Raw genomic sequence first — 26,581 nt, 5'->3', positions numbered from 1 at the left:
AAATCGTGATTGATGCGCGGCTGTATTCGCCGAGAGGCTGCTTAATTATTCTTCACGCAAAGTCTATTCCGACGCTGCGGACAATCGCGGTATTGTCGCGATTCGATTCCTCCGATTCGTAAAGCTCTTAAACCTCAATGCATCCGTCAATGAAGGCCGAACTCGCCGCGCGCGACGGCGATCTCCGACCCTGTCTGCTGCTTGGTGTCGCGGCCTGGTTTCTTTTTCTGGATCATGTGCCGCACAATGCGGTCAGCCTGCTGACCATGCGCAATTTCGGCTTCAGCGGGGCTGCCGACCTGTTCGTGTTCGTCGGCGGCTATACGGCCGCAATTCTCTATGGACGGATGATGCTGGAGCGCGGCTTCGTCGTGACGGCAACCCGCATCTTCAAGCGGCTGTGGCAGCTTTATGCCGCCTATATCGTCCTGTTCGTGATCTACATCGATCTGATCGGATATGTCGCGCGAAAGGCCCGCGCATCCGAGCTGATCGGCGACTTCAATGTGACGGGGATCGTTGACCATACCATCCGGACTCTGATTCACGGCCTGCTGCTGCAGGCCAAGCCGCTCAACCTCGATGTGCTGCAGCTGTTCATCGTGCTGATGGCGGTCTTCCCGTTCGTCCTGTTCGGCATGGTGCGCCGCCCGAATATCACGTTGGCGGCGTCCGCCGCCCTCTACGCCGCCGCCCGCCATTTTGACTGGAATCTGTCGTCGTTTCCGGATGGAAAGTGGTACCTCAACCCGTTCTGCTGGCAGCTCCTGTTCGTGCTCGGCGCCTGGCTGGCCTTGAGCGGTACGAATCAGATCCAGGCCCTGCGGACGCTTCGGAAATTTGCAATCCTGCGCGCCATCGCGTGGCTTTATCTGCTGTTCGCCCTGGCCATGACGGTGGCAGGGAAGTTTCCCCAAGCCGGCCTCGTCCCGGATCTGCTGCGCGATGTGTTTCTGCCTGACCATAAGGAAAACCTGGCGCCATACAGGGTACTTCATTTTCTCGCGCTGGCGTTTCTATTCGCCTACATGGTGCCGCGAGACTGGTCCGGATTCCGATGGCCGGTGCTGCAGCCGATCATCAAATGTGGGCAGGAGTGGCTAGCCGTGTTCTGCGCCGGCGTGTTTCTTTCGTTTGCCGGGCATCTCGTCCTTATCACCGGGCCGGATTCGCTTCTCATGCACGTCCTGGTCAGCGTGGCTGGGGTCTCGATCATGACGGGCGTCGCCTACTATGTGTCCTGGTCGAAACGGCAGGACCAAAAGCCCGCGTTCCAGGCCTGTGCAATGACCGGAGTGCCGGAGCAAGGCCGGTTCGCGAAGTAATTCGCACCGGCCTTCCTCGACCCCTCAATCCACCGGGAATGCCACTTTCAACCGCAGGTCACTCTCGCCCATCATGGCGGCCTCGACCCTACCCTCGACTGAGGCCGCCATGGCGCAGGTGAAAATGCGGTAAAACTGCGTGCCGTCAAAGGCGACCAGCAGCAGATCGACGCCGGCATTGAGCGCCTCGACCACCGCCGTGCAGACATCGCGCTGGTAGATCGCACCCATCACGAGGTCGTCGGTCATGACGATCCCCTGGAAGTTCCACTTCTTGCGGATGATGCCGTCGACGACCCGCTTGGAATGCGACGCCGGACGGTCCGGATCGACCGACGTCAACGTCACATGGCCGACCATCAGCTGCGCCTTCGACCCGGCCAGCACTTTTCTGAACGGAATCCAATCGGACGCTTCGAGTTCGTCGACGGGCGTATCGAGTTCGGCGGTGAAATGGTGGGTATCCGTTCGCACCCGACCGAGCCCCGGAAAGTGTTTTACCGTCGCGCCGATACCGGACGCTTCGAGGCCGCTCACATAGGCGCGCGCGATATCGGCAACGACGGCCGGAACATTGGAAATCGCGCGTTGGCCGATCAGCGTATTAAAGTCGAACCGGTTGCGTTTCAGTTCGGGCCTCAGATCAAGCACCGGCGCCAGGTTGAGGTTGACGCCGAGCGCCGCCAGCTCCTGTCCGTGCGTGCGGCCGAACGCCTCTGCCTTCTCGGCACGAACATCGGGCGGCAAGTTCGCAAGGGTGGATAATGCTGGCAATTTGGTCAACGGCGGCGCCAGATGCGAGACGATGCCGCCCTCCTGGTCGGCTGCGACGATCAGCGGCGGCAGGCCTGCGGCACGCCTCTTTTCCTGCAGCGCGGATATCTCCTCTTTCAAACGCGCCGCCGACGATCCAGCAATATTGTGCTTGGTGATGTAGACACCCGAAATCAGCCCCTTTTCGGCGAGGGCTGAAATCTCAGGGAATGACGAGTATCCGACGACAAAGTGCCGGCCCAAATTTCGCACCTCTGAAGCATTCGCCTGCAGCACCCGCTGCTTCTGCCATTCAAACGCGGCATGCGCACCGAGCATCGAAAGGGCTGGCAGGCACCACAGCAGTACCAGCGCCCTTCCCACAATGCCTTTCCGCCAATAGCCGCGGCGGATGAGGATCATTGCAACAGCGATGCTCGTGACGACCAGAGCAATGTTTCCCCAACCGCGCAGCGAGATCAGATAGGGATCATTCTTGTTGGCCGCCGCGAACACGAAGAGCGCTCCGGCGAACCAGACCAGGGCGAGGCCAACACGTCTGAGAATTTGCATGAGATTACGATTTTGCGCGGGGAAGTCGGGACGGGACGATTGCCCTATCAAACTAGTCCCGATAGCGCGAGGCGCATAACGACGCCTGCATAGAAACTGCATAAAAATCCTGAACTCTTGCAGAGCGCAATCCAATCAACTGCACAACTGCGCCGGATAGTTGGCCGTGCAACCAGCGTGACGATCATCGAATGCCTATTCCGACAAGACTGGCCAATGACGGGTGGTGGCTCTGCGAGCGCCCCGCAACAGTGCTGATTTGCAGTTTTCCCCTCCAGACAGGTGCCGCAAGAATGACCGACCTCACCACGCCGGCGTCCGATGCGGGCTCCGCTCAGGCTAGTCCGCAATCCGTCAAGCCTGCGATCGCGATCGCGCTCGCGGCGTTGGCCGACTGGCTGTTCTACGGGCATCAGATTGGAATTTCTGCCGTCGCCTTCGCCCTCGCACTGGCTCTCGGATCGCTTGCCGCCAACTTCGCGAGCCTGAACAGAAGTCGGTTACTGCCGGCAGCCGCCTTCGTGCTCGCCGGGCTTATACCCGCGATCGAGGAATTCAACGCAGCCTCGCTGATTCTCATGATTCTGGCGCTCGGCATCGCTCTGCTGCTGACGACCAATCCGCAGCAGCGCGATCTCGGCGGGCGAGCGGCGGCGTTGTGCGATCTGTATCTGGTCGGCCCGTTCAGATTTTTCCGGGATGCCGTGGGGCTATTCAATCTGCCAGCCTTGAAGGGCGGCCTTACCGTGTGGCTCGTCCCCATAGCGCTCGGCGGCGTTTTCGTCTTTCTGCTCGTTTCGGCGAATCCATTGCTCGAGAAGTGGATCCGCCTGATGAGCCCGGGCGATGCCGCGTCCTACGTCAGCTTGGGACGCATATTGTTCTGGACGGTGGCACTGTCGGTCATTTGGCCGTTTGTCCAGGTGTGGTGGCGCCGCAAGGTGGAGGCCACGTCTGCCTTGACCGATACGGCTGCTGCCGAACCGAAGCGATCGTCACAGCGAGTGGAATTCTTCGGCGTCGCCACGATCCTGCGGTCGCTGGTCCTGTTCAACCTGTTGTTCGCCGTTCAGACGATCCTCGATGCCGTCTACCTCTGGGATAACGTCGCCCTCCCCGCCGATATCAGCTACGCATCATATGCGCACCGGGGCGCCTATCCGCTCATTGTCACGGCGCTACTGGCTGCGGGCTTCGTTCTGGCGGCGATAAGACCCGGCGGTCCAGCCGAGCAATCGCGGGTGGTCCGACCGCTGGTCTATCTGTGGGTGGCGCAGAATGTCCTACTCGTGCTGTCGTCGATCCTGCGCCTCGATCTCTATGTTCAAGTGTATCTCCTGACCTGGTGGCGCGTTGCGGCATTCATCTGGATGATTTTGGTCGCGCTGGGCCTCATTCTCATCGTTGCCCGCATCGTTCTGAACCGCTCAAATGATTGGCTGATCCGTGCAAACCTCATCGCCCTGACGGCCACGCTCTACATCTGCTCGCTGGTCAACTTCGCCGCCATTATCGCCGACTACAATGTCAGCCACAGCCGCGAGGCCACCGGCAAGGGCGTATCGATCGACATGAACTACCTGCTTTCCTTGGGTCCGCAGGCATTGCCGGCGATCGACCGGGCCATCGCCCTCCACGGGATCGATCCCACCCTTGTTTCCCGCCGTGGTTGCCTTGTAGAACAGCAGCTGAAAGACACGGCTTTCTGGCGCTCCTGGGGCTTTCGGAGCTGGCGCCTCCAGCGCGCTATGGGCGTCCAACCGAAGAGTTCGACCGCAGGCTAATTCGACCGCTGATCAATTGCGCCAGGAGAGACGTTTGACGCACCGCATTCTCATCGTTGACGACGATCTTCATATCCGTGAGGTCATCCGCGTTGCCCTGAAGAAGGCCGGAATGACCGTCTTCGAGGCGCGGGACGGCAAGGAAGCGCTGGCCCGCTTTGCTTCCGATAAGCCGGATCTCATTATTCTGGACATTGGCATGCCGGAATTCGACGGCCTCGACGTCTGCCGGGAAATTAGAAAGTCCTCCAGCGTTCCGATCCTTTTTCTGTCCGCGCGCGACGACGAGATCGATCGTGTCCTCGGCCTTGAAATCGGCGGCGACGACTATGTCACCAAGCCGTTCAGCCCGCGCGAGCTGGTCGCGCGGGTGAACGTCATCTTGCGCCGCATCACGGTGCGCGGTCAGGATACCGGAGCGTCCACAGCGGCACTGTCGCAAGGCAGGCTGTCCGTCGATCCGGAACAGCATATCGCCGAGTTCGCGGGCACGCCGCTGCGACTGACAGCGATCGAGTTCGGAATCCTCCGCGCCTTTCTGACGCGGCCGACCTTCGTCTTCAGCCGCGAGCAGATCATGGGCGCCGCCTATCAGCTCAACATCCAGGTATCGGATCGCACCATCGACAGCCACATCCGTAACATCCGCGCCAAGCTGTCGGCCGTAAACTGCGATAATGTAATCGAAACCATTCATGGCGTTGGCTTCAAGCTCGGCCGATGCGAGCCGCAGGCATGACATCGCGCGCACGCAAGAAATGGCGACCGTCGCTCGGACTGGTCATTTTCGCCATGCTTGCCTCGGTGGCGATGCTGCCCCTTGTCGGGCTGTTCTTCTTTCGCCTCTACGACAATCAGCTCATTCATCAGACCCAAGCCGAGTTGATCGCCCAAAGCCGTGTGCTCGCCGCCGTGTACGCGCGCGAGGTGGAGGCACGGCTGGCGGCTGGAATAGCGCTCGGCGCTGAAATTCCACCCGAAGCGCGGCCTGACCGGGAGAACCAGCTCACGCCGATCCGCCCCGCCCTCGATCTTGCCGCCGGCGGCGACCTTCTCCGGCGACGGCCGAATGCCCTTCCGGCCAACGCGCCCGCATCGGCCGCCTATGTCGAGATCGGCACGCGGCTGATGCCGATCATCCTGGAAACGCAGAAGGTCACGCTGGCCGGTTTCCGGATCCTCGATCCCCGCGGGGTCGTCATCGCCGGCCGCGACGAGGTCGGCCAGTCTCTTGCCCATATCGAGGAAGTGGCGACAGCGCTGCAGGGACAATACCGCGCCGCTTTGCGAATTCGCAAACCGGACAAGCCTCCGCCTCCGATCTATTCGATCAGCCGCGGCGTCGGCGTGCACGTGTTTTCGGCGATGCCCGTCATCGTCAACAACCGTGTCGCGGGGGTTGTCTACACGTCGAGAACGCCGAGCAACATCTTCGACCACTTTTATCAGGAGCGCCGCAAGTTCATCCTGGCGGGTCTTACCGTTGTTCTGGCGACCATCCTCATCGGTCTGATCTTTTCCCGTACCATCACCCGTCCGATGCGTGAGCTGGTCGACCGCGCCAGGCGCATCGGCCGCGGTGATCGCGAAGCATTCCAGCCGCTCGCCCATTATGGCACGCGCGAGTTCGCCCAATTGTCCGATAGCTTCCTCGACATGGCCGAACAATTATCGCGGCGGTCGGACTATATTGCGACGTTCTCCTCGCATCTCACCCACGAACTGAAGTCGCCGCTGACGTCGATCAAGGGTGCCGCTGAATTACTGCTGGATTCGCTGCAAAGCAAATCCGACAACCTCACCCGGATGGAACAGAAGAACTTCATCTCGAACATTCTCAGCGACACCGGCCGCCTCGAGGCTATGACCCAGCGGCTCCGCGAACTGGCCCGCGCCGAAACTGTGCCCCAGAACGAGCACACCGAACTGTCGCAGGTGATCGGCGGATTAAAGAGCCGGTTTCCGACCCGCACGATCGACGCGACCGGCTGCCTCGACCGCTCGATCGGCATGTCCAGCGAAAAAGCCTTGATCGTCCTGTCGCACCTGACCGACAACGCCATCCGTCACAATGCGAAAAATATCCGGCTCGACGCCGTCGCTGAACCGGCCTCCGTCCGCATGACCGTCAGCAACGACGGCGATCCGATCTCCGAGCCGAACCGAGAAAGGATTTTTGATGCCTTCTTCACCACCCGCCGCGACACTGGCGGCACCGGCATGGGCCTCTCGATCGTGCGGGCCGTGATGACCAGCCACGGCGGATCGATCCGGCTATTGCCGACCAGCGAAGGCGCTGCCTTCGAGTTGCAGTTTCCGGCCGCTTAACGGGGCGGTCAAACGCGCTCGATGATAATGGCCGGCGCCATGCCGCCGGCAGCGCACATCGTCACCAGGCCGCGCTTGAGATCGCGCTGTTCCAGCTCGTCCAAGACGGTGCCAATCAGGATCGAGCCGGTCGCGCCGATGGGTGACCGAGCGCGATCGCCTGCGCCTATAAACCATCCCTTTGAGTTATAGAATTCCTTCTATAGCTCACAAAGCAGGATATTATGAGTTATAGCAAGGCGCACTGGTAGGCTGAGGGCGAGTATGTTCCGCTGACACACGACGGCAGAGCCGCGGCGGATTATTTTCGCGTGTTAGGCCAAGATAACGGCTCGCGACCTCTTTATGACCGTCAGCAACGACGGCGATCCGATCTCCGAGCCGAACCGAGAAAAGATTTTTGATGCCTTCTTCACCACCCGCCGCGACACTGGCGGCACCGGCAGGGCCTCTCGATCGTGCGGGCCGTGATGACCAGCCACGGCGGATCGATCCGGCTATTGCCGACCAGCAAAGGCGCTGCCTTCGGGGCGGTCAAACGCGCTCGATGATAATCGCCGGCGCCATTCCGCCGGCGGCGCACATCGTCACCAGGCCGCGCTTGAGATCGCGCCGTTCCAGCTCGTCCAAGACGGTGCCGATCAGGATCGAACCGGTTGCGCCGATGGGGTGACCGAGCGCAATCGAGCCGCCGTTGACGTTGACCCTGTCGCGATCGAGCTTGAGGTCGCGGATGAACTTTTCGGCAACGACCGCAAAGGCCTCGTTGATCTCGAACAGATCGATGTCGTCAAGCGTCAGGCCGGCCTTGGCCAGCACCTTGCGCGCGGCCGGCACCGGCGCATTCAGCATCAGCGTCGGGGAATCCCCCATATTCGCCATCGCAACGACACGCGCCCGCGGCTTCAGTCCGTGCGCCTTTGCATAATTCAGCGACGCCAGCAGGATAGCCGCCGAGCCATCGACGACGCCGGAGGAATTACCGGCGTGGTGCACGAAGTTGATGTCGAGATCGGGATACTTGTCCAGGATCATTTTGCGGTAGGTCGTGCCCTTGTCATCGAGCGCGTAATCGGCGATCGCCGGGAACGCCGGCTTCAATCCGGCGAGTCCCTCAAGGGTAGTCTGCGGCCGTGGGTATTCCTCGCGGTCGAGTGCGAGACTGCCGTCTTCGCGGTAAACCGGCACGAGGCTCTTGTCGAAGTAGCCGCCCTTGATGGCGGCCGCTGCGCGCTTCTGGCTCTCAAGGCCGAGTTCGTCAACGTCCTGCCGCGTGATGCCCTCCAGCGTCGCCACCGCGTCGGCGCAGACGCCCTGGTGCGATTGCGGATGGCGGGCTCGCAGGCGAAGGTTGCCGTTGTCCATCATGAACGGGCCCTCGCCGCGACGGCCCTCCATCGACATCATCTCGGTGCCGCCGGCGATCACGAGATCTTCCGAACCCGACATGATGGCGTTGGCCGCCATGTTGACGCTGGTGATGCCGGAACCGCAGAACCGATCCAGCGTCACGCCGCTGGCGCGCACATCATAGCCGGCATCGAGCGCCGACATCCGTCCGAGATCGCCGCTCTGTTGGCCACGCTGCGAGCTGGTGCCCCAGATGATGTCATCGACATCAGCGGTATTGATCCCGGTGCGATCGGCCAGCGCGCGCAGCACCGTGGCACCGAGCTGCTGCGGATGGATGCCTGACAGGGCGCCCTTCCCCGCCTTGCCGATGCCCCGCGGCGTCCTGCATGCATCGATGATCAGCGCGTCAACCATGGTACTCTTCCTTCAATTTGTTGACTGCATTTGCAGCCGATCAAGTCACGGAGTCAATCTGAGGTCCGTAGCCCGGATGAGCGAAGCGACATCTGGGAACTCCGCGTGTATTACCCTGGATATCGCTTCGTTCATCCGCGCTACCAAGCTTTCTCTACCGTCCCCGCAGCGCCAGGATCTTCTCCGCGGCCCGCAGATGCGGTTTGTCGATCATCTTGCCGTCGATTTTCACGACGCCGGACGCCGGATTCTCGCTGAATGCCTTCACGACCTTTTCCGACCAGGCGATCTCTTCATCCGTCGGCATGAAGGCCGCATTGACGACGTCGACATGCTTTGGATGGATCACCGCCTTGGCGAGAAAGCCGTCCTGCCGCGCGGCAATGGATTCCTCTCTGAGCGCGTCGAGGTCGTTGATATCGGTGGCAATGGTATCGATGGCAACGACGCCGGCGGCAGCGGCGCTGATCAGGCAGAGATCACGCGCCAGCAGGAACGGGCCAAGAAAACGGCCCCCCGTCCGGTTACGCGACGCGCCAAGCGAAGCCGCAAGATCTTCAGCTCCCCACATCATGCCCCACAGCCGCGGGCTCATGTTCTCGAAGTCGAGCAGCTTGAGGACCGCTCGCGCCGTCTCCGTCGCTACCGTAACGATCCTCGTTATCCCATGCTCAATCCCGGCCGCCGCCTCGAAAGCGTCGAGATAGAGAGAAAGACGATTGACGTCGGCGGCGCCGGCGCATTTCGGCAGCACGATACCATCGGGTCGACCCGGCATGATGGCGGCCAGATCGCCAAGCGTCAGGTCGGTATCGAGCGCATTGACGCGAACATAGGCCTTCTGACTAGGGTTCCGCGCGCCGAGCATCTCGCGCACCGTCTTCCGCGCGCCGACTTTCTCCTCTGGCGCAATGGAATCCTCGAGGTCTAGGATCAGCGCATCGGCCGCCGTCTTCTTGGCGCTCTCGAACTTGCGCAGGCTGTCGCCTGGAACGAACAGGAAGGATCGCATCGTCTTATGCCTTCGGCTTGCAGTGCATCAGGCCGGTCCGGCGGCAGCTCGCCACCAGCTCGCCGCGCTGATTGGTCATGGTGTGCTCGAACTCGACGATACCCTGGTTCGGCCGCGACTTGCTGATCCGTTTGCCGATGATCTTGGTGTGCGCCTTGAGCGTATCGCCGTGAAACACCGGCTTTGGAAACCTGACGTCAGTCATGCCGAGGTTGCCGATCGTGGTGCCGAGCGTCGTATCGTAAACGCTCATGCCGATCATGATGCCGAGCGTATAGATGCTGTTGAACAGCCGCTGGCCGAATTCGGTATTCTCAGCAAAATGCGCATCGATGTGCAGCGGCTGCGGATTCATGGTCAGCAGGCTGAACATCGTGTTGTCCATCTCGGTCACGGTCCGGCTGAACTCGTGATGGAATTCCTGGCCAACCTCGAATTCCTCGAAATACAATCCAGCCATCAGCGTCCCCTGTAGTTCGGCGTCCGCTTCTCAACGAACGCATTCAAGCCTTCCTGACAATCCTCCGTCGTAGCGACCAGCGCAAAGCTCTCGGCGGCGTTCTCCACGGAGCGGCGGAAGTCGGCGTCGATCGCCCGCATAAAGGCATCGCGCCCGATCTTCATGACAACAGGCGATTTGGCGGCGAGCTTGCTGGCAATCTCCCGCGCGCGCTCAAGCGCGGTGCCCTTCGGCACCACTTCGCTGAGCAGGCCCATGCGAAAGGCCGTGGCGGCGTCGAAGGGCTCGCCCAGGAAAAGCGGCCCGAAGGCCTGGTGCTTGCCGACCAGCCGCGGCAGCTGCACGAAGTGAATGGCCGGGATCAGGCCGACGTCGATCTCGGGATAGCCGAAAGTGCAGCCGTCGCCCGCGATGATCATGTCGCAGGAGATGGCAATGGTCATACCGCCGGCCCGCACGGCGCCGTCGATGGCCGCGATGGTCGGCTTGCCCATGCGGTACTGAGTGTCGTTGAGCGCGAAATACAGCCGTTCAAGGAATTTCTTCGTCTCGATCCCGGGTCTGCCGCGAACGATATCCAGATCGAGCCCGGCGCAGAACACCTTGTGCGCGCTGCCGATGATCACGGCGCGCACCGTCTCGTCGTCTCTTGCCTTCGCCAGCGCCACCAGCAGCGCATCGATCAGGTCCATGCTGAGCGCATTGACCGGCGGGCGATCGAGCATGATCTCGGCGATATTGCTTGAGACGGAATAACGAACAAGATGGGTACTCATGCCTTGCCTCCTTTGGCTAGGCGCACCGCGCCAGCCGCGACCAGATCATCGATGGCGCCGCGCTCGAAACCAGCCTCGAGCAACACCTCAAAACTGTCCTGGCCTATATCAGGTGCGGGACACAAGTCATCCTCCGATAGGCTTGCAATACCAGGGGTTCGCGGTGAGTACACCGGCCCCACCCCCGGCGTGTCCTGGCATACCGCGGCCCTTGTCGCCTCGACATGGACGTTGCGCAGCCATTCGCCGGGATCGAAAATCCGCTCGGCGATAAGGTCGGCAGCATGCAGGCGCGACAGCCAAGTATCAGTTGGCTGTGTTAGAAATACCTCCCTTAGCTGCGGGATCAACGCATCCACAGCATCAGCGCGCCGGGAAAAATCGGCGAAGCGTGGATCGCCGGCGAGGTCATCGCGACCAATCGCCGAGCACAGCCGCTTATATTGCGGCTCGTTCACGAGGGTGACCATCATCCAGCCGTCCGCCGTCTGGTACGAGCCCGCCGGAACATTGAGCGCACGTGGCGCCCCGCCTTCGAGGACATGTTCGGCGACCTTGTGGCCGAGTAACGCAGACGTCGATTGGCAAAGGTTGACGTCGATCCAACGCCCCGTGCCGACGGTCGCACGCGCAAACAGCGTCGTCGCAATGGCCTGGAAGGCATAGACGCCGGTCACGACGTCGGAGATCGTGGTGCCGGCCCGATGCGGCGTGCCATCATTGCCGACATTGATCGATACGAAGCCGGAAAAGGCCTGCGCGACAGAATCAGAGCCCGGCCGTTTCGAATAGGGCCCGCTTTGTCCGAACGCGCTGACGGAGAGATAGATCAAGCCGGGATTGCCGCGCGACAACTCCTCATAACCGATGCCGAGCCGCGCGGCGACGCCTGGCCGAAACCCTTCGATCAATACGTCGCAATCTCTCGCCAGCCTCTGAGCGACCGCGATGCCGTCTTTATGCTTCATGTCGAGGCAGAGACTGCGTTTGCCGCGGTTATAGACTGCCGACAGCGTGGTATGGTTTCCATAAGTCGTGCCTAGGAAACGCGACCAGTCGCCCTCCGGCGGCTCGATCTTGATGACGTCAGCGCCATAGGCGCCCAGCAACATCGCACAGTACGGCGAAGCGATGCCCTGCCCGAAATCCAGCACGCGCAGCCCGCGATATGGTGCCTCATGCGTCGGCGATAGCTTGCGATCAATGGCCATCTCTTCTCCCGGATCGACCGAAAGCTACAGCGCGAGATAGCGCTGACGAATGTTTTCGTTGCCTTTCAGCTCTTCGATCCCGGATGTGTAGACGATCTGGCCCTTGTCGATAACCGTCGCGTGGCTCGCAAGGCCAAGGCAAAAATGCATGTTCTGCTCCGCGATCAGCACGGTGGCGCCGGTACCGCGGAGCTGCCGCAGCAACTCGCCGATCCGCTGCACAATGATCGGCGCCAGCCCCTCGCTCGGCTCGTCCAATAGCAGCAGCGCGGGATTACCCATCAGCGTGCGGGCAATCGCCAGCATCTGCTGTTCGCCGCCGGACAGCCGTCCCGCGATCCGGTGGCGCAGCGGCTCCAGCAGCGGAAACACATCATAGATGCGCCGGATCGGCCATTCGTCCTCGCCATTGGGTCCCTTCTTGGCGCCGATGACCAGATTGTCCTCGACCGTATGCTCCGGAAAAATCTGCCGGTCTTCCGGCACGAAGCCGAGCCCTGCGCGCGCGATGTGATGCGGCTTCAGCCCGGAAACGACCTTGCCGTGCAGCGTCACCCTGCCTCGCCGCGCCGGCGCGAGGCCCATAATGGCCTTCATGGTGGTCGATTTGCCAGCGCCGTTTCTGCCGAGCAGCGCCATCGTCTCGCCCTGCCGTACGGAAAGGCCGACGCCGAACAGGATCTGGCTGGTGCCATAATAAACGTCGAGATCCTCGACCTGCACGACCGGTTGCGCGCTCATGCCCCGGCCTCCGCATGATGCTCGGCCCCGAGATAGGCCTCGATCACCGCCTCGTTGCGGCGGATCGCGTCCGGCGTGCCAGTCGCGAGGATGCGGCCATAGCAGAGCACGACGATCTCAGGCGCGATCTTGAAGACGATATCCATATCGTGCTCGATGAACACCACCGTGATCTTCTGCTTCTCCCAAAGCTCCCTCACCTTGTCGATCATCCGCCAGCGTTCTTCGGTGCCCATGCCGGCGGTCGGCTCATCGAGCAGTAGCACCTTCGGATCGAGCACCAGTGCGAGTGCGATATCGAGCAGCTTCTGATCGCCGTGCGACAGTGTCGCTGCGACGCGATTTCGCTTGCTAGCCAGCCCAAGCAATTCCATCACATGCTCGGCACGATCCCGCGTCTCGGCGAGGGGGAAACGCCGGTGCAGGACGCTGGCCCGCCGCTGATCGGCGCAGACCGCGGCCAGCATCGTCTCCTGCACCGTCAGTGACGGGAAGATGCTTGCGACCTGAAACGCCCTGCCGATGCCGTACCGCACGATTTCGGGTGGCGTGCGTCCGGCCAGATCGACGCCATTGAGTAGGATCTGGCCGGCATCCGGCCTCAGCGCCCCGGTGATCAGATTGAAAAACGTACTCTTGCCGGCACCGTTGGGGCCGATCACGGCGGTGAGCGAACCGTCGGCAAAGTCGCGCGTGACATTATCGGTCGCCTTGACGCCGCCGAACGATTTTGAAAGGGAGCGGATGTGCAGCATGGCTAACCGCGCCCCCCAGGACCGTTGCGACGCTGCGCGTACCATTCGACCGCAAAATCCATCAGTCCTTTGCGCAGACCGATCGCAAAGAACAGGATCACGGTGCCGAGCACAAGGCCATGATATTCGGTCAGCCGGGTGACGGTATCGTTGAGAATCAGAAACAGCACGGTCCCGACCATCGGCCCCAGGAATGTCGTGACGCCGCCGAGCATGTTGATGAAAATGCCCTCGCCTGACGTAGTCCAATAGGCGAATTCCGGATAGGCCCCCGAGACGAACAGCGCCATGATCATCCCGCCGGTCGAGGCGAACAGCGCCGCGAGGACAAAGATCATCAGTTTGGCCCGCCAGACATCGATACCGATGAAGCTGGCGCGCGTCGCATTGTCGCGGATCATGCGCAGCGTGTAGCCGAACGGCGACTGCGCAATCTGACGCATCAGGAGCAGCCCGATCACCAGCAGCGCACAGCTCGCGAGGTACAGATGCAGTTGGTTCGATAGATCGATGCCCCAGAACGGCGGCCGCGGAATACCGCCGCGCAATCCCTGATCGCCGCCGGTCAGCGATACCCAGGACAGGATGGTCGAGTGGATCAACATCTGGAACGCCAGCGTCACGAAAGCGAAGTAGATTTCCCTCAGTCGCACGCAAATGGCGCCGATGACGAGAGCGACAACGAAGGTGATCGCCAGCGTTGCGACAAAAGCCACCGGGACCGGAACGCCGGTCTTCTGCATCATCAGCCCGAAGCCGTAGGCGCCAAGGCCAAAGAACATGCCGTGGCCGAACGACGTCAGGCCGGTGTAGCCGACCAGCAGGTTGAGCGACGTCGCAAAAAGTCCATAGGCCGCGCAGCGGATCACGAAATCGAGCAACAATTTGCTGCTGAACACCATCGGCAACAGAGCAAGCACGACAAAGAGCGCAAGCGCGATCAGAGCATCCCGATTACGCCGCGGCTTCACCTCGGTGCGGCTAACATCGAGTGCCGGCGCGCCCTGCTCGGCCCGCAGCTCGGTCATGCGACCTCCTTGCCGAACAGGCCGGTCGGGCGCGAGACCAGCACGATCACCATGAACAGATACATCAGCCCTTCCGTGAACAAGGGAAAGCCGAGCGTCCCGAACGAGCGGATCAACCCGATCAACAGCGCGCCGATCAGCGCGCCCAGGATCGAACCCATGCCGCCGATCACGGTAACGATGAAGGATTCGATCAGGACCGAGAATCCCATGCCGGGTGTCAGCGAACGCACCGGCGCCGCCAGCGCTCCTGCAAGGCCCGCCAGCATGCCGCCGAGTGCGAACACCCCGCCATAGATCAGCCCTGTGTTGATGCCGAGTGCCGATACCATGCCGGGATTATGCGCGGCCGCCCGGATCACCTTGCCTATTCGTGTCTGCGCCAATCCCAGCCCAAGCACGACGGCGGCCGCCAGCGCGACGCCGATCAGCAGCAGATAGTATGGCGGCACCACACCGCCGGCGATGAACAGCGGCATCACCTGAAACGCCGCCGGCATGCCCATCGATTTGAACTCGGGGCCCCAGACCATCCGCACGACGTCGTCGAAGATCAGCACGAAGGCGTAACAGACGAGCAGTTGCATCAGCACGTCAGCACCGTACACCCGGCTCATGAACCCGCGCTCGAAGATCAGGCCAATGATGGCGGTGCCGACAGCGCCGGCCAGCATGGCCAGCGCAAAACTGCCCGAGAGCTGATAAACCGTCATCGCAAAGTAGGCGCCAAACATATAGAAGGCGCCGTGGCTGAAATTGACGACCTTGAGCACGCCGAAGATCAGCGTCAGCCCGACGGCGACGAGAAACAGCAACATGCCTATGATGAAGCCGCTGGTGATTTGTGTCACCAGACAGGCGGAGCTGGCGAGACAGCCGGTAAGCGCGTCGAGATCCAAGGGAAACATCCATTGCGGCGTGCCGGAATGCGCAGCACGCGAGAAACATTCCAAAGCGAAACGGAGGCGGTTTTGCCGCCTCCGTCACTTCCGTTCGATCAGATATAACCCTTGCTCTTCTTCCACTCGGCTTCGAGCTCGAAGATCGTCTTCCAATCGCCGGCCTGAACCTGCGGCACATAGGGCTCCTGCGGGATCGTCGTTCCCCAGCCAATCGCGTAGCCCACGAGCGTCTGGTCCTCGGCGCGCATGGTGACGGTGCCGTCGGCGCCGAATGGCGACTTGATCTTCAGGCCGCGCAAGACTTCCGCGATCTTCTTGCCGTCGGCCGAATTGGCTTTCTTCGACGCCTCCGCCAGCAGCTGGATCGCGGTCGCATTCTCCCAGGACCAGTTGGTGGGATACTCGCCATACTTCGCCTTGTAGGCATCGCCCCATGCGGCGTTCTCAGGCGTTGCGGGATAGGTCTTGATGTAGCGGTTACCTGAATGAATGCCTTTCGGCAGGTTCTTCACCACCGTCAGCGCGGTGTAGTCCGCCATGTTGACCGCAAACACCTCCATCTGGCTGAACAGCGCGTAGATATTGGCCTGGTCGATATAGGAGGTGAGATCGCCGCCCCACAGGCAGGAATACAGCGCCTGCGGCTTCGCCTGCAGGATTTTGGTGACCACCTCGGTATAATCAGGCTGGAACAGCTTTGGCCAGGACTCGCTGATGATCTCGACGTCAGGCGCAAAGCGCTTCAGGTAGGTCACATATTCGCCGGTGGTGTCGCGCCCATAGGCGTAGTCGGGCGAACAGGTCGCCCATTTCTTTAGGCCCTTGGTTTTCGCGATCGCCGCGGCATAGCTGCCGCCGACGATGGAGTCATGCACGCCCTGACGCGCGGTGCGGAAGGCATTCGGAATGTGCTGCTTGGGATCGGCGGTCAGCGCCGAAGTTTCCGAATTGGTGTGAATGCAGAGCACGCCGAGATCGCGCGCCACCTCATGCACCGCAAATGCACCCGATGATGCTTCCGCATCGATCAGGATTTCGCATCCGTCCGTATTGACGAGTTCGCGGGCGACGCGGGCGGCTTCCTGCGGCTGCCCCTTGGAATCGCGGATCACCATTTCGATGGTGCGGCCGGCGAGCCCGCCGGCGGCGTTGACCTTCTCGATCTCCAACATCACCGCATTGCGCGACGACGTCCCGAGTTGCGCAACGCGCCCGGAGAGAATGGTCGGCATGCCGATCTTGATGGTCTTGGCTTGCGCGCGCGCCACCCAAGGAATCCCAAATGGTGTCGCGAACGTTACGGCGCCGGCGCCCATCATCGCCAACGTCGCACGTCGGCTCACGCCCGGTTTGCGGGTTCTCGTCATTGCTTCCTCCCAATGGGTTGGCGTTCCCAGGTCCCAGCCGGAGATCGTGTCGTCTCCGTACGAGCCGAGGATTTCAGAGCAAGGGGGGTGACGTCAAGCCGAAGATGAATTACGAGTCAGAATTCATCAAACGGGAAAGAGCCGCGAAATCGACCTTTTGAGCGGGAAATGATCAATCTTTCGGGCTTTATCGCGTTTCACGCCAGGCGGACGCCGGACCGCTGTGCGCTGAAATATCGCGGCGAGGACATTTCATACGCCGAGTTCGACCGCCGCATCCGGCAGGTCGGCGGGTGGCTTGCCGCGCGCGGGATCGGCCCTGGCGACGTCGTCGCGGTTTTGATGAAGAACAGCACGGCGTTCCTCGAGCTGGTGTTTGCGACCAGCCATATCGGCGCGGTGTTTCTGCCGATCAACTACCGCCTGTCAGCCGACGAGGTCGGCTACATCGTCGGCAATTCCGGCGCGCGCATTTTGATTTCGGATGACGAGTTTTCCGGCACAGCCGCCGGCAGCGCGCCGGTCGTCTTCCTCGACGAAGCTGCGCAATTGAACGCTTCCCTCCTCGCGGTCGATGTCGCGCCGGCCTCCATGCAAGTGCGGCAGCCGCGCGACCTGATGCGGCTGATGTACACCTCGGGCACGACGGACCGCCCCAAAGGCGTGATGCTCACTTACGAGAACATGTACTGGAAGTCGGCCGATCAGACGGTTGTCCTGGGACTGAACGCGGAAACGCGACTGCTGGTGATCGGGCCGCTCTATCATGTCGGCGCGCTCGACCTTCCGGGGATCGCGGTGCTGTGGCATGGCGGCTTGCTCTCCATCCACCGCAACTTCGAGCCGGAGCAGGCGCTCGCGGCGATCGAGGCCGAGAAGCTCAACGCCGCATGGTTCGCGCCTGTTATGACCACTGCGATCCTCACCTGCCCCACCCGCAAAAGCTACGACGTCTCCAGCCTGCGCTGGGCGATCGGCGGCGGCGAGAAAACCCCGGAAGCGCGTATCCGCAGCTTCTCTGAGTACTTCAAGAACGCCCGCTACATCGATGCCTACGGCCTGACGGAAACCTGCGGCGGCGATACGTTCATGGAAGCCGGCCGCGAGATCGAGAAGATCGGCTCGACCGGCCGCGCCACCGCCCATGTCGAGATCGAAATCCGCGACGATGCCGGCAATCCGTTGCCATCAGGCCAGAACGGCGAAATCTGCCTGCGTGGACCGAAGGTCACGCAGGGCTACTGGAAGGATCCCGAGAAGACGTCGGCGGCTTTCTTCGGCGACTGGTTCCGCACCGGTGACGTCGGCTATCTCGACGACGACGGCTTCCTCTTTCTGACCGACCGCAAGAAGGACATGATCATCTCCGGCGGCGAGAACATCGCCTCCTCGGAAGTCGAGCGCGTCATCTACGAACTGCCTGAGGTGCGCGAAGTCGCCGTGATCGGTATGCCCGACGAAAGATGGGGCGAAAAGCCGGTTGCCGTCGTGGTGCTCGGGAATGGCGCCACGCTGGATTTGGCCGGCCTGACTGAACACTGCCGCGCGCGTCTGGCCGGTTTCAAGGTCCCGAAGCAACTGATCATCCGCGACAGCCTGCCGCGCAACCCTTCCGGCAAAGTCCTCAAGCGCGTGCTGCGCGCCGAACTGGAATCTTAAAGCATGACGCAATCGCAAGCCACGTCAGGCAAAGTGGCAAAGCTAAACCGTGTCGAGCGCAACGCCTGGACCAAGCGCAAGATTTTTGACGCCGCCACCAAGGTCGTCGGCAAATACGGCTATGCCGAGGCCTCCGTTGCCCGCATCACTGAGGAAGCCGGCGTGGCCCAGGGCACCTTCTACAATCACTTCGAGAACCGCCAGGAACTGCTCGATCAGTTGCTGCCGAAGATCGGCATCGACATGGTTCACTTCATCCGCGAGCGCACCGCGAATGCGGACGCTGCAAGGCAGGAAATCGAACGTTTCAGCGCCTTCTTCGAGTTCATCCGCGAGGTTCCGGAGTTTTTGCGCATCCTCAACGAAGCCGAGTTCTTTGCGCCGAGCGGCTATCAGAAGCACCTCGACAATATTTCCACTGCCTATGTGCGCATTCTCAAGCGCGCCCGTCTCGCCGGCGCCATCGTGGATTTCAGCGACGAGGAATTCGAGGCGATCGTTCACATGTTCATGGGCGCGCGCGGTTATCTGAGCCGGCGTTACTCCTATGCTGGCGGCGTAGTCACCGCGGTGCCCGAGCACGTCATCTCCGCGTACCGGAAGCTGGTCACCCGCGGGCTGTTCACTCCTGAAAAGGGCAATAGCCATGACCGCTGAAGGTATCGTTCTCGTCACCGGCGGCAGCCGCGGCATTGGCGCCGCAACCGCCACGCTGCTCGCCGAACAGGGCCAAAAGATCGTTATTGTCGATATTGCGCCGGAGCCGCTGGCCGAAACGCAAGCGATCCTATGGCCCGCGCCGTTCGATGTCGCGAGCGAGGCTGCCGTCATCAACGGCATCGCCGACATCGAGGCCGCACACGGCCCGATCACCGGCCTAGTCAACGCCGCCGGCGTGTTCGGCAAGATGCACCGAATTGAGCGCGTGCGGATGGAGCAATGGGACCGCGAGGTCAATATCGACCTGCGCGGCACCTTTCTGGTCGCCCGCAGCGTCGGCGTGAAGATGGCCGAGCGCCGGCATGGCGCGATTGTCAACGTCGCCTCCGTCGCCGGCATGACCTCGGGCCCGATCCATGCCTACACCGCGGCGAAGGCCGGCGTCATCCAGATCACGCAGACCATGGCTGCCGAGTGGGGCCGCTGCGGCGTACGCGTCAATGCGGTCTCGCCGGGCTTCACCCGCACCGTGGCGCTTGAAGCCGCGATCGCCTCCGGCGCACTGAATAGAAAATCCGCCGAAAGCCCGACCGCAATGAACCGGCTGGTCGAGCCTATCGAGGTCGCACAGGCCATCGCCTGGCTGCTTTCGCCGCTGAGCAGCGGCGTCACCGGGATCAATCTTCCTGTCGATGCCGGCTACATCGCCGGCACTACCTGGGCCGCCTATGGCGGCTTGCCGGAGCTACCTGGCGCGTAAACGAGGACATCCGCATGAATATCGAGCTGCCGCGCAAGAAACTCGATCTGTCGTCGGCCATCGCCGAGGGCGACATCCGCGTGCTGCTGATGGTGCTGGTGCACATGACCGGCGACGAACGCTGGCTGGAGCCACCCTACAAGCCGAAGCGCGACGTGCGTCTGATCCCGGACCCTCAGGCGGGCGTCCCTCCTGAAATCCAGGCTGAAATCCGTGCCGCGGTGTTGAAACTGTTCGCGAACGGCGAGCCGAAGCCTTTCATAACGGACCCCGGCGACGAGCTGATGCTGAAGATGATGCGCACCACGCTCGGCGAGAACGTCGCGCCGGAATATGCACCGCTGATGCGCGAGGAAATGAGCTTCATCCCGCGCGATGCGCGCTGGCGCAAGCCACCTGCGAACGAGAAGCTGACACAGCAGCATGTGCTGATCGTCGGCGCCGGCGTCTGCGCCATTGCGCTGGGCGTCGCGCTTGGCCGGCTCGGCATCCCCTACACCATCGTCGAGAAGAACGACGAGCTCGGCGGCACCTGGTATGTCAATCGCTATCCCGGCTGCGGTGTCGACACGCCGAACCATTCGTACTCTTTCTCATTCGGCAAGCGTAACCCGTGGACGCGCTATTTCGCCCAGCGGCAGGAGCTGCTCGACTATCTCAGGAAGGTCGCGCTCGAGCACGACATCCGCAAGCATCTGCGCCTCAACACCGAGCTGACGTCGTCGCGCTGGGACGAAGCCAGCCGGCGCTGGGTATCGACGCTAAGGACCGTCCATGGCGAGGAGACATTTGAATCGACCGTTCTCGTCAGCGCGATCGGCCAGCTCAACGATCCCAATCCAGCGCACTTCGAGGGTGAGGAAGATTTCAAGGGCCGGATACTGCACTCCGCGCTGTGGTCGGACGATATCGAGCTCGACGGCAAGCGCGTCGCCGTCATCGGCACCGGCGCCACCGCCATGCAGTTGGTCCCCTCGATCGCAGACCGCGTAGCCTCGGTCACTGTTTATCAGCGGACCGCGCAATGGGCGCGCCCAGTCGCCGGCTATTCCGATCCGATCAGCGAGGGCGCCCAGTGGCTGCTCGCGCATCTGCCGTTCTATGTACAGTGGTATCGCTTCAACATGTTCTGGCGCTACGGCGACGGCTTGCTGCCGTTCCTGCGCAAGGACCCCAACTGGCCGCATCCCGAACGCGCCGTCAACAAGGGAAATGACCGGCATCGCGAGGAGCTGACCAACTTCATCCTGTCCGAATTGAAGGACCGCCCCGACCTCGTCGAGAAATGCGTGCCGACCTATCCGCCCTACGGCAAGCGCATCCTGCTCGACAACAACTGGTTCAAGACGCTGACGAAGCCGAATGTCGAACTGGTCACCGAGAAGATCGATCATTTTGCCGGTGGCGGCATCGTCGCGGCCGACGGCAAGACGCGGCCTGCGGATATCATCGTCATCTCGACCGGCTTCAAGGTCACGGAAATGGCGGCTCGCCTTAACATCACCGGACGCGGCGGAAAGAATCTGAAGACGGCCTGGGCCAACGACAACCCGACCGCCTATCTCGGCCTCACCGTGCCAGACTTTCCCAATCTCTTCGTGATGCTCGGCCCCAATTCAGGACCGGCGCATGGCGGCAGCGTGATCTTCCAGTCGGAATGCCAAAGCCGCTATATCTCGGCGTGCCTGGTCGACATGATCGAGCAGGACATCGCCGCGATCGATGTTCGTCCCGAAGCGCATGATCGATACATCAGGAAAGTCGATGCCGAGCATGAGCAATTGATCTGGACTCATCCGGGCATGACCACCTACTACCGCAACACTCAGGGCCGCGTGTTCTCTGCAATGCCTTGGCGGTTCGTGGATTACTGGGCAATGACGCACGATCCCGATTTACGCGATTACCGCCACACAAAGGCCTGACATACCAGCGGGCACGGGAACCCGGTGGATCAACAAACCTTGGTTTACTTGACACATGGCTCTATCTGCCGCAGCATTTGGCTCACTGCACCTGCAGGAGTCACGGAGCGTCAGCTCCCCGCTTTGCAGGCATTGGCGTCCCGATTACATGATCGAGACGACACGCAGAAAGCGGACACAGTCCGTTGGCCAACTCTTGGAGAGGAGCATGACGCCACCGGGTTATCCGGCTGACCTTGCTCAGCGCAAGGTCCAAGTGCGGTTGAGGTCATAAGCAGCTGCCAGCCTCATCGCGCTTTCAAAAATTCGCACATATCCGCGGGACTGGGAGCGCAAAGGCCACGTGCTCCAGGATCCTGAGACCCTACTGGTGTGTACCAGAAATCCTTCGCCTATAACGAAGATGTCGGGCCCCGCGATGCTCTCATGCACCGGGGCCCATTCGTTTTTGCATCGTCGGAAACGCGAGGCGTGGTTCCCTTCCCTGGTCGGATCGCGGATACTGATCCGCTCGAACAGGAATGCGCCATGGATAGACCACGCGTCCGAATCTACACCGACTACAAGAGCCCCTACGCCTTCGTCGCCAACAAGCGGCTGTTCGAACTTGAGGAGGTTCACGGCGTCGAACTCGAATGGCTGCCCTACACGCTGCGCATTCCCGCGTTCATGGGCACGGTCGAGGAGCGCACACCGCATTTCTGGCGCAAGGTGCGCTATTCGTATATGGATGCGCGCCGCCATGCCAATGCACAGGGCCTCGTCATGAAGGGTCCGCGGCGCATCTATGACGCCTTTTATGCCAGCGCCGGCATGCTGTTCGCGCAGCGCCAGGGCCTGTTCCGCGCCTACCACGACACGGTGTTCCGCCGCTTCTGGAGTCACGATCTCGAGATCGACGGGCTGTCGGAGATATCGGGCGTGATCGCATCGCTCGGCGGTTCTGCCGATCAATTCGAAGCTTACGTCCGCGGCCCGGCACGGGCGGAACATGATCGCATCATCGATGAGGCCGAGAAACTCGGGGTTTTCGGCGTGCCGACGATGGTGTTCAATGGCGAATTATTCTGGGGCGGGGATCGCATCGACATGCTGATCGAGCGGATCAAAAATCCTGACTCGATTAAGACGGCGCTCGGCAGTCGCCACCACTCGTCCAGCTAACCGCGCCGCAGTTGCTGTCTCAGGCGCAGCCGCACCGCCAATTGCGAACTGGATCGGCTCCATGGGCAAGATCGGCTCTGCTTCTTCTGGAGGAATGCTCAGTGGCAGCTCAGAATCTACAAGGACTGGGCGATCACGCCAGACTTTGCACGCGCTCTGGTCATTCGGCCCGCTGCCATTCTTGAGGCTGAAGGGCAAGGGCGCTGGCAAAAGTCTGCTAAAACACTCCAGTGAACGCCTGACAAAGGTAGACGGTCAAGGTTTGAGCAACTCGCTGGGATCCACACCTAGTGCCTTCGACAGCTTACCAAGCATCGTCACGGACGCGCTGTACACCCCAGTCTCCAGCTGACTCACATAGCTCCGATCAACTTTTGCACGATACGCGAGCTCCTCCTGTGTCCAACCCTTCACCGTGCGCAGCCGGCGCAAATTCCGAGCAACAGTATCCCGCAAATCGTTCATTTTCGAACGAATGCGACCTGTTGAACGTACTCATCAATTGAGTATACTCAACAAACGTTGTATTTCAACAAGCGTTGCGAACTGCTCTGCGCTGGAGACTCCCATCATGAGAGACCGCGTTGTAAATGCCGGGCTAAACCCGGAGGAAAGCTCAACTAGAGCGGCATCGCCCTGGCTCAATGACCGTACGTTGCTTGCACTGGAAGCCGAGTTGACGGGCCTCCTTGAAGAACTCGCTTCAATACGAACCGGGGGCGTGGCAGCTATTGGGGAAGCTAAGGGATCCGAGGTCGAAGCCATTCTGAGCAGACTTTATCCCGTCGAAGATGCAATCATGACGACGCCTGCTCACCCGGTCGTCGGATTAGGGGTAAAGGCACGCCACACCGCTCACGTGATGTCAGAGTACTGGGACAAGTCTCTGGACCAAATCGATTGGCACGCCAAAGCGGTGCGCCTGCTCATTGAGGCAGTATGTGACGTGGCCGGCGTACCTAATCCCGCAATCACTTTGCAGGACTGACGCTCACATTTTCTTCGCTATAGCATCCTGCGCTGACGAAACGTTTTCGCTTCTACTCCACAGCATTACTACGAGACATAGTCAGCATTAAACGGGGCCAGCCGGCCGGCGGAGCGTCTTAGTGGTTGGTCGATCATATTCCACGAACGCGTGCATGGGTCAGTTTAGAGTCTGGCGGTGCTCGCGCGCTGGGCAGCCGCCAGCATTAACTGCTCAGCGATTTGAACCGTGTGCCAGATGCTGCCAGCATCCGGTGCGCTCCAGCACCGGCCGCAACGCCGCCCGGCTGTCCGCATCGAGCGCTGCAAACCTGTCGCGGAGCAGCGTGAGGCACTTCACCTGGTATTTGAACGGCGCCAGCGCATAAGGCAGGCCCCAGACCTTCATCTCCACCTGATCGAGGGCGTTCGCAAAGGCCTCTTGATTGGCGACAAGGAACGGCAGATAGAGTTCGCCGGCTATCTTCAGCAGCTCTTCGACCATGCCACCAAGCGCCTGCTCGCGCGGATACCACTCCCGTTCGACGCCCGACGCATCGTCCAGCCGCCGTACCCAGTGATCGGTGAACGGCGCTCTTGCACGCATGATCCGCATCGGCGTCGGGTCGGTGGCCATCTCGCTGAGCTGGCCGAACCAGGCGAAATCAGCGAGCGAGGGCCGGCTGCCAAACAGGTAGTTGGTCATCCCGACATGCGGCTCGAGATCTGGTTTTCAAATCATCGTCCTTCAAATCACAAAGGACGCGCGAAAGATGCAGTTTTGGCTGAACGGGGACCCGGGCGGAGAACTGGACTTACCCGAAGGGATTTCAGGAATAATTTCGGGCGCATCCAAGCAATTCGCGAGTTTCGAGCAAGACAGACCCGCAGCAGATATAACCATTGGTGCGCTGTCGCTGGGGGCGCCCTTAAGCGGCGAAGAGGTCAAAAAATCAGCAGCAACATTTCTGCACTATTTGACGAACTCCAGCAAGTAGCCACCCTTTGCCAGAATGGTAAGGAATTGAGTTACGCGTTTGCTTGCATTTATCTTCCCGCTGCTTTTCGCTTCAACCGCGCAGGCGTCCGTCTACACCTTAGTTATGGATCCGCCCTACCAGACGCAATCCTGGTCAGATTGACTCAGCCGCCGCGGGAAGGTGGAATGGGGCTTTCAGTGGGGAGTTGAGTAATAGGTGTTATAGCCTTTTTGATCGGTATTTGGTTTCAATGACCCTGCGCTATCGTCGGCAAGCCTATTTCGATCCGGGTGGGGGCGCTTCGGCGCGTCCGTCATACTTACTAGTATCGACTGCATGGCCTATCGCTTGCGGAATGTACCCCTGCAGCTTCACGAGTATTGCCATTGCCTAGCATAGCTTATCGCTTAACAAGCTTATTTCGCCGATTTAGCGACCGTGCGCTCGGCATTAGAGATATCCGAAAACAGCTTTATGAGCTGCGCTGGCATATTGGCCAAGCAACACTGAAAGACATCCTCTCGCAGACAAGGTACCAGGAACCGAAACGACTTTTGCGGCACGGCTATAAGGTCTTTTCGCAGGAAGACGAAGACGGGATTATTGCCGAAATCTTCAATCGCATCGGGACTGAGACAAAACAGTTCGTAGAGATTGGCGTAGAGAACGGCTGGGAGTGCAATACTTGCACTCTGCTTTATCATGGATGGAAGGGGGTTTGGTTCGAAGGATCATCCTCCGCCGTAGCATCCATTAAGGACAAGTTCTCCGACAGAATATCGAACGGCCAGCTAGAGGCTAATCAGAAATTCGTAACGAGGGACTTCTCCGCCGAACTAAGCGCCCGATGGCCATCCCTGAAGGGATTAGACCTCTTTTCGATTGATATCGATGGCAATGACTATGACATCATCGAAGCACTGCAGGGAAAGCTCCAAGCGCGCCTAATCATCGTCGAATACAATCCCAAGCTACGCCCTCCGATTGACTGGCATATGCCATATCGCGCTGATCACGTTTGGGATGGCACCGATTGGTATAGCGCATCTCTTACGGCATGGACACGCCTACTGTCTGACAAAGGTTATTCGCTCGTCGGATGCAATATCACCGGAAATAACGCCTTTTTTGTTCGGTCAGACCTTGCAAGCGGAAAGTTGCTTAGTTTCGAAGCGCAGAGAGAGAGCCCTTATCGCGGCGGCCGCTCGCCCCATTGGATCAAGATCAAGAACCGCTTGCATCACTCTGTCGAGCGGGTCAAGGAGGCCTCTCGATGAGGCATATTCCTCGCGGCAAATATCTTGCCGAGCGGCTGCGCCGCTCATCCAAGGAAGCTGCCGAAATTATCATGTGTCCGCAGTGCGGCGGTTGGATTGATATTAGCGATCTTGGCGCCGTCGCTGATCACGCTGGGCCGCTGCCGCATCCGGCGATCGATCAACCGGCAGTAGCATGAGAAGCGGCCCCGGGGCATTCGCGCGCCGAGGCCGCTAACCATGAGGAGAAACCCTGGCTGCGGGTGAGGATACAGCCAGTAAGCAAAACTAGCTCGCTGCCGTCGTCCGGTCTGTCCGGCTGGCGACACTTCAGCCTCAAGCGCACCGCTCCCGCTGGCGAGCCGGGTTCTGATCAGGGTCGACGCAGGCGATGCGCTATGTCTTCGGCCGCTCGTCACGGGTGGCGAC

26 protein-coding genes and 2 pseudogenes are annotated in these 26,581 nt (G+C 60.9%); 14 read left to right on the top strand and 14 right to left on the bottom strand.

Annotation, left to right across the window (positions count from 1 at the left end; all coding sequences use genetic code 11):
* Positions 1-137 precede the first annotated feature (137 nt).
* A complete protein-coding gene (locus tag QA643_RS11210; RefSeq protein WP_283033221.1) occupies positions 138-1,325 on the top strand; it encodes an OpgC domain-containing protein in 1,188 nt (395 codons plus the stop codon).
* Between the two features lie 24 nt (positions 1,326-1,349).
* Here the strand turns inward: QA643_RS11210 and QA643_RS11205 are convergent, their stop codons facing one another.
* A complete protein-coding gene (locus QA643_RS11205; RefSeq protein ID WP_283034771.1) occupies positions 1,350-2,651 on the bottom strand; it encodes a glycoside hydrolase family 3 N-terminal domain-containing protein in 1,302 nt (433 codons plus the stop codon).
* Between the two features lie 293 nt (positions 2,652-2,944).
* On the opposite strand from QA643_RS11205, the gene QA643_RS11200 reads away from it, so the two are divergent.
* Genes QA643_RS11200 through QA643_RS11190 form a run of 3 tightly spaced genes read left to right on the top strand, consistent with a single transcriptional unit; the run spans position 2,945 to position 6,763 of the window.
* Positions 2,945-4,435 carry a DUF4173 domain-containing protein gene (locus QA643_RS11200; protein WP_283033220.1) on the top strand — a complete coding sequence of 497 codons (1,491 nt, stop codon included), beginning with the start codon at positions 2,945-2,947 and terminating at the stop codon, positions 4,433-4,435.
* Between the two features lie 34 nt (positions 4,436-4,469).
* Positions 4,470-5,174, top strand: a complete 705-nt coding sequence (locus QA643_RS11195; RefSeq protein ID WP_283033219.1) for a response regulator transcription factor — start codon at positions 4,470-4,472, stop codon at positions 5,172-5,174.
* Entirely contained in the window at positions 5,171-6,763 is a 1,593-nt protein-coding gene (locus QA643_RS11190) for an ATP-binding protein (RefSeq protein WP_283033218.1), read from the top strand. Before QA643_RS11195 ends, QA643_RS11190 begins: the two co-directional genes overlap by 4 nt.
* 8 nt (positions 6,764-6,771) lie before the next feature.
* Here QA643_RS11190 and QA643_RS11185 read toward each other — a convergent pair.
* Positions 6,772-6,906 (bottom strand): annotated as a pseudogene (locus tag QA643_RS11185) (acetyl-CoA C-acyltransferase); the annotation flags it as partial.
* Positions 6,907-7,108: 202 nt separating this feature from the next.
* Here QA643_RS11185 and QA643_RS11180 point away from each other — a divergent pair.
* Positions 7,109-7,314, top strand: a pseudogene (locus QA643_RS11180) (HAMP domain-containing sensor histidine kinase); the annotation flags it as partial.
* Here QA643_RS11180 and QA643_RS11175 read toward each other — a convergent pair.
* The 10 genes from QA643_RS11175 to QA643_RS11130 form a co-directional block, all read right to left on the bottom strand.
* Positions 7,298-8,530 carry an acetyl-CoA C-acetyltransferase gene (locus tag QA643_RS11175; RefSeq protein ID WP_283033217.1) on the bottom strand — a complete coding sequence of 411 codons (1,233 nt, stop codon included), beginning with the start codon at positions 8,528-8,530 and terminating at the stop codon, positions 7,298-7,300. The pseudogene QA643_RS11180 and the gene QA643_RS11175 sit on opposite strands and share 17 nt — an antisense overlap.
* A gap of 154 nt (positions 8,531-8,684) precedes the next feature.
* A complete protein-coding gene (locus QA643_RS11170) occupies positions 8,685-9,542 on the bottom strand; it encodes a CoA ester lyase (RefSeq protein WP_283033216.1) in 858 nt (285 codons plus the stop codon).
* Positions 9,543-9,546: 4 nt separating this feature from the next.
* The gene (locus QA643_RS11165; protein WP_283033215.1) at positions 9,547-10,002 is read right to left on the bottom strand and encodes a MaoC family dehydratase; all 456 of its coding nucleotides are present in this window, start codon (positions 10,000-10,002) and stop codon (positions 9,547-9,549) included.
* Positions 10,002-10,778: an enoyl-CoA hydratase/isomerase family protein gene (locus QA643_RS11160; protein ID WP_283033214.1), complete on the bottom strand. Its 777-nt coding sequence runs from the start codon at positions 10,776-10,778 to the stop codon at positions 10,002-10,004. Before QA643_RS11160 ends, QA643_RS11165 begins: the two co-directional genes overlap by 1 nt.
* Positions 10,775-11,989 carry a CoA transferase gene (locus tag QA643_RS11155; protein WP_283033213.1) on the bottom strand — a complete coding sequence of 405 codons (1,215 nt, stop codon included), beginning with the start codon at positions 11,987-11,989 and terminating at the stop codon, positions 10,775-10,777. The genes QA643_RS11160 and QA643_RS11155 overlap by 4 nt, the downstream gene beginning before the upstream one ends.
* Positions 11,990-12,013: 24 nt before the next feature.
* Positions 12,014-12,730 (bottom strand): ABC transporter ATP-binding protein, encoded by a 717-nt coding sequence (locus tag QA643_RS11150; RefSeq protein ID WP_283033212.1) that lies wholly within the window; start codon positions 12,728-12,730, stop codon positions 12,014-12,016.
* Complete coding sequence (locus tag QA643_RS11145) at positions 12,727-13,485, bottom strand: ABC transporter ATP-binding protein (RefSeq protein ID WP_283033211.1); 759 nt, start codon at positions 13,483-13,485, stop codon at positions 12,727-12,729. The genes QA643_RS11150 and QA643_RS11145 overlap by 4 nt, the downstream gene beginning before the upstream one ends.
* 2 nt (positions 13,486-13,487) lie before the next feature.
* A complete protein-coding gene (locus tag QA643_RS11140; RefSeq protein ID WP_283033210.1) occupies positions 13,488-14,513 on the bottom strand; it encodes a branched-chain amino acid ABC transporter permease in 1,026 nt (341 codons plus the stop codon).
* Complete coding sequence (locus QA643_RS11135) at positions 14,510-15,412, bottom strand: branched-chain amino acid ABC transporter permease (RefSeq protein WP_349253264.1); 903 nt, start codon at positions 15,410-15,412, stop codon at positions 14,510-14,512. Before QA643_RS11135 ends, QA643_RS11140 begins: the two co-directional genes overlap by 4 nt.
* 98 nt (positions 15,413-15,510) lie before the next feature.
* A complete protein-coding gene (locus QA643_RS11130; RefSeq protein ID WP_283033208.1) occupies positions 15,511-16,782 on the bottom strand; it encodes an ABC transporter substrate-binding protein in 1,272 nt (423 codons plus the stop codon).
* A gap of 168 nt (positions 16,783-16,950) precedes the next feature.
* Here QA643_RS11130 and QA643_RS11125 point away from each other — a divergent pair, with 168 nt between their 5' ends.
* From QA643_RS11125 to QA643_RS11105, 5 genes are all read left to right on the top strand, one after another.
* Positions 16,951-18,441, top strand: a complete 1,491-nt coding sequence (locus tag QA643_RS11125; RefSeq protein ID WP_283033207.1) for an AMP-binding protein — start codon at positions 16,951-16,953, stop codon at positions 18,439-18,441.
* 3 nt (positions 18,442-18,444) lie between these two features.
* Positions 18,445-19,098: a TetR/AcrR family transcriptional regulator gene (locus tag QA643_RS11120; protein ID WP_283033206.1), complete on the top strand. Its 654-nt coding sequence runs from the start codon at positions 18,445-18,447 to the stop codon at positions 19,096-19,098.
* Positions 19,088-19,861: an SDR family oxidoreductase gene (locus QA643_RS11115; protein ID WP_283033205.1), complete on the top strand. Its 774-nt coding sequence runs from the start codon at positions 19,088-19,090 to the stop codon at positions 19,859-19,861. The genes QA643_RS11120 and QA643_RS11115 overlap by 11 nt, the downstream gene beginning before the upstream one ends.
* A gap of 14 nt (positions 19,862-19,875) precedes the next feature.
* Positions 19,876-21,786, top strand: a complete 1,911-nt coding sequence (locus QA643_RS11110; protein ID WP_283033204.1) for an NAD(P)/FAD-dependent oxidoreductase — start codon at positions 19,876-19,878, stop codon at positions 21,784-21,786.
* A 528-nt stretch (positions 21,787-22,314) separates the two neighbouring features.
* Positions 22,315-22,950, top strand: a complete 636-nt coding sequence (locus tag QA643_RS11105; RefSeq protein WP_283033203.1) for a DsbA family protein — start codon at positions 22,315-22,317, stop codon at positions 22,948-22,950.
* A gap of 255 nt (positions 22,951-23,205) precedes the next feature.
* On the opposite strand, the gene QA643_RS11100 is transcribed toward QA643_RS11105, so the two are convergent.
* The gene (locus QA643_RS11100) at positions 23,206-23,415 is read right to left on the bottom strand and encodes a helix-turn-helix transcriptional regulator (RefSeq protein ID WP_283033202.1); all 210 of its coding nucleotides are present in this window, start codon (positions 23,413-23,415) and stop codon (positions 23,206-23,208) included.
* Between the two features lie 106 nt (positions 23,416-23,521).
* Between QA643_RS11100 and QA643_RS11095 the strand changes: the two genes are divergently transcribed.
* Entirely contained in the window at positions 23,522-23,938 is a 417-nt protein-coding gene (locus QA643_RS11095; protein WP_283033201.1) for a hypothetical protein, read from the top strand.
* 213 nt (positions 23,939-24,151) lie between these two features.
* Here QA643_RS11095 and QA643_RS11090 read toward each other — a convergent pair whose 3' ends face one another.
* Positions 24,152-24,622, bottom strand: coding sequence for a glutathione S-transferase C-terminal domain-containing protein (locus tag QA643_RS11090; RefSeq protein WP_283033200.1), 471 nt, complete (start codon positions 24,620-24,622; stop codon positions 24,152-24,154).
* Positions 24,623-24,689: 67 nt separating this feature from the next.
* Between QA643_RS11090 and QA643_RS11085 the strand changes: the two genes are divergently transcribed.
* The 3 genes from QA643_RS11085 (at position 24,690) to QA643_RS11075 (ending at position 26,352) form a co-directional block, all read left to right on the top strand.
* Positions 24,690-24,914: a hypothetical protein gene (locus QA643_RS11085; RefSeq protein WP_283033199.1), complete on the top strand. Its 225-nt coding sequence runs from the start codon at positions 24,690-24,692 to the stop codon at positions 24,912-24,914.
* 368 nt (positions 24,915-25,282) lie between these two features.
* The gene (locus QA643_RS11080) at positions 25,283-26,173 is read left to right on the top strand and encodes a hypothetical protein (protein ID WP_283033198.1); all 891 of its coding nucleotides are present in this window, start codon (positions 25,283-25,285) and stop codon (positions 26,171-26,173) included.
* A complete protein-coding gene (locus QA643_RS11075) occupies positions 26,170-26,352 on the top strand; it encodes a hypothetical protein (protein ID WP_283033197.1) in 183 nt (60 codons plus the stop codon). Before QA643_RS11080 ends, QA643_RS11075 begins: the two co-directional genes overlap by 4 nt.
* Positions 26,353-26,581 lie beyond the last annotated feature (229 nt).

Origin of the sequence: Bradyrhizobium sp. CB3481, from assembly GCF_029714305.1 — a bacterium.
Lineage (GTDB): Bacteria > Pseudomonadota > Alphaproteobacteria > Rhizobiales > Xanthobacteraceae > Bradyrhizobium.
Note: the sequence above shows the minus strand (reverse complement) of the source record. Positions and strands in the feature narration are given on the sequence as shown.

What these genes read in the sequence shown, in the direction of transcription:
- QA643_RS11210 (WP_283033221.1), top strand. Translation starts at nt 138, where the DNA reads ATGCATCCGTCAATGAAGGCCGAACTCGCCGCGCGCGACGGCGATCTC.
- QA643_RS11205 (WP_283034771.1), bottom strand. Translation starts at nt 2,651, where the DNA reads ATGCAAATTCTCAGACGTGTTGGCCTCGCCCTGGTCTGGTTCGCCGGA.
- QA643_RS11200 (WP_283033220.1), top strand. Translation starts at nt 2,945, where the DNA reads ATGACCGACCTCACCACGCCGGCGTCCGATGCGGGCTCCGCTCAGGCT.
- QA643_RS11190 (WP_283033218.1), top strand. Translation starts at nt 5,171, where the DNA reads ATGACATCGCGCGCACGCAAGAAATGGCGACCGTCGCTCGGACTGGTC.
- QA643_RS11175 (WP_283033217.1), bottom strand. Translation starts at nt 8,530, where the DNA reads ATGGTTGACGCGCTGATCATCGATGCATGCAGGACGCCGCGGGGCATC.
- QA643_RS11170 (WP_283033216.1), bottom strand. Translation starts at nt 9,542, where the DNA reads ATGCGATCCTTCCTGTTCGTTCCAGGCGACAGCCTGCGCAAGTTCGAG.
- QA643_RS11165 (WP_283033215.1), bottom strand. Translation starts at nt 10,002, where the DNA reads ATGGCTGGATTGTATTTCGAGGAATTCGAGGTTGGCCAGGAATTCCAT.
- QA643_RS11160 (WP_283033214.1), bottom strand. Translation starts at nt 10,778, where the DNA reads ATGAGTACCCATCTTGTTCGTTATTCCGTCTCAAGCAATATCGCCGAG.
- QA643_RS11155 (WP_283033213.1), bottom strand. Translation starts at nt 11,989, where the DNA reads ATGGCCATTGATCGCAAGCTATCGCCGACGCATGAGGCACCATATCGC.
- QA643_RS11150 (WP_283033212.1), bottom strand. Translation starts at nt 12,730, where the DNA reads ATGAGCGCGCAACCGGTCGTGCAGGTCGAGGATCTCGACGTTTATTAT.
- QA643_RS11145 (WP_283033211.1), bottom strand. Translation starts at nt 13,485, where the DNA reads ATGCTGCACATCCGCTCCCTTTCAAAATCGTTCGGCGGCGTCAAGGCG.
- QA643_RS11140 (WP_283033210.1), bottom strand. Translation starts at nt 14,513, where the DNA reads ATGACCGAGCTGCGGGCCGAGCAGGGCGCGCCGGCACTCGATGTTAGC.
- QA643_RS11130 (WP_283033208.1), bottom strand. Translation starts at nt 16,782, where the DNA reads ATGACGAGAACCCGCAAACCGGGCGTGAGCCGACGTGCGACGTTGGCG.
- QA643_RS11125 (WP_283033207.1), top strand. Translation starts at nt 16,951, where the DNA reads ATGATCAATCTTTCGGGCTTTATCGCGTTTCACGCCAGGCGGACGCCG.
- QA643_RS11120 (WP_283033206.1), top strand. Translation starts at nt 18,445, where the DNA reads ATGACGCAATCGCAAGCCACGTCAGGCAAAGTGGCAAAGCTAAACCGT.
- QA643_RS11115 (WP_283033205.1), top strand. Translation starts at nt 19,088, where the DNA reads ATGACCGCTGAAGGTATCGTTCTCGTCACCGGCGGCAGCCGCGGCATT.
- QA643_RS11110 (WP_283033204.1), top strand. Translation starts at nt 19,876, where the DNA reads ATGAATATCGAGCTGCCGCGCAAGAAACTCGATCTGTCGTCGGCCATC.
- QA643_RS11105 (WP_283033203.1), top strand. Translation starts at nt 22,315, where the DNA reads ATGGATAGACCACGCGTCCGAATCTACACCGACTACAAGAGCCCCTAC.
- QA643_RS11100 (WP_283033202.1), bottom strand. Translation starts at nt 23,415, where the DNA reads ATGAACGATTTGCGGGATACTGTTGCTCGGAATTTGCGCCGGCTGCGC.
- QA643_RS11095 (WP_283033201.1), top strand. Translation starts at nt 23,522, where the DNA reads ATGAGAGACCGCGTTGTAAATGCCGGGCTAAACCCGGAGGAAAGCTCA.
- QA643_RS11090 (WP_283033200.1), bottom strand. Translation starts at nt 24,622, where the DNA reads ATGACCAACTACCTGTTTGGCAGCCGGCCCTCGCTCGCTGATTTCGCC.
- QA643_RS11085 (WP_283033199.1), top strand. Translation starts at nt 24,690, where the DNA reads ATGCAGTTTTGGCTGAACGGGGACCCGGGCGGAGAACTGGACTTACCC.
- QA643_RS11075 (WP_283033197.1), top strand. Translation starts at nt 26,170, where the DNA reads ATGAGGCATATTCCTCGCGGCAAATATCTTGCCGAGCGGCTGCGCCGC.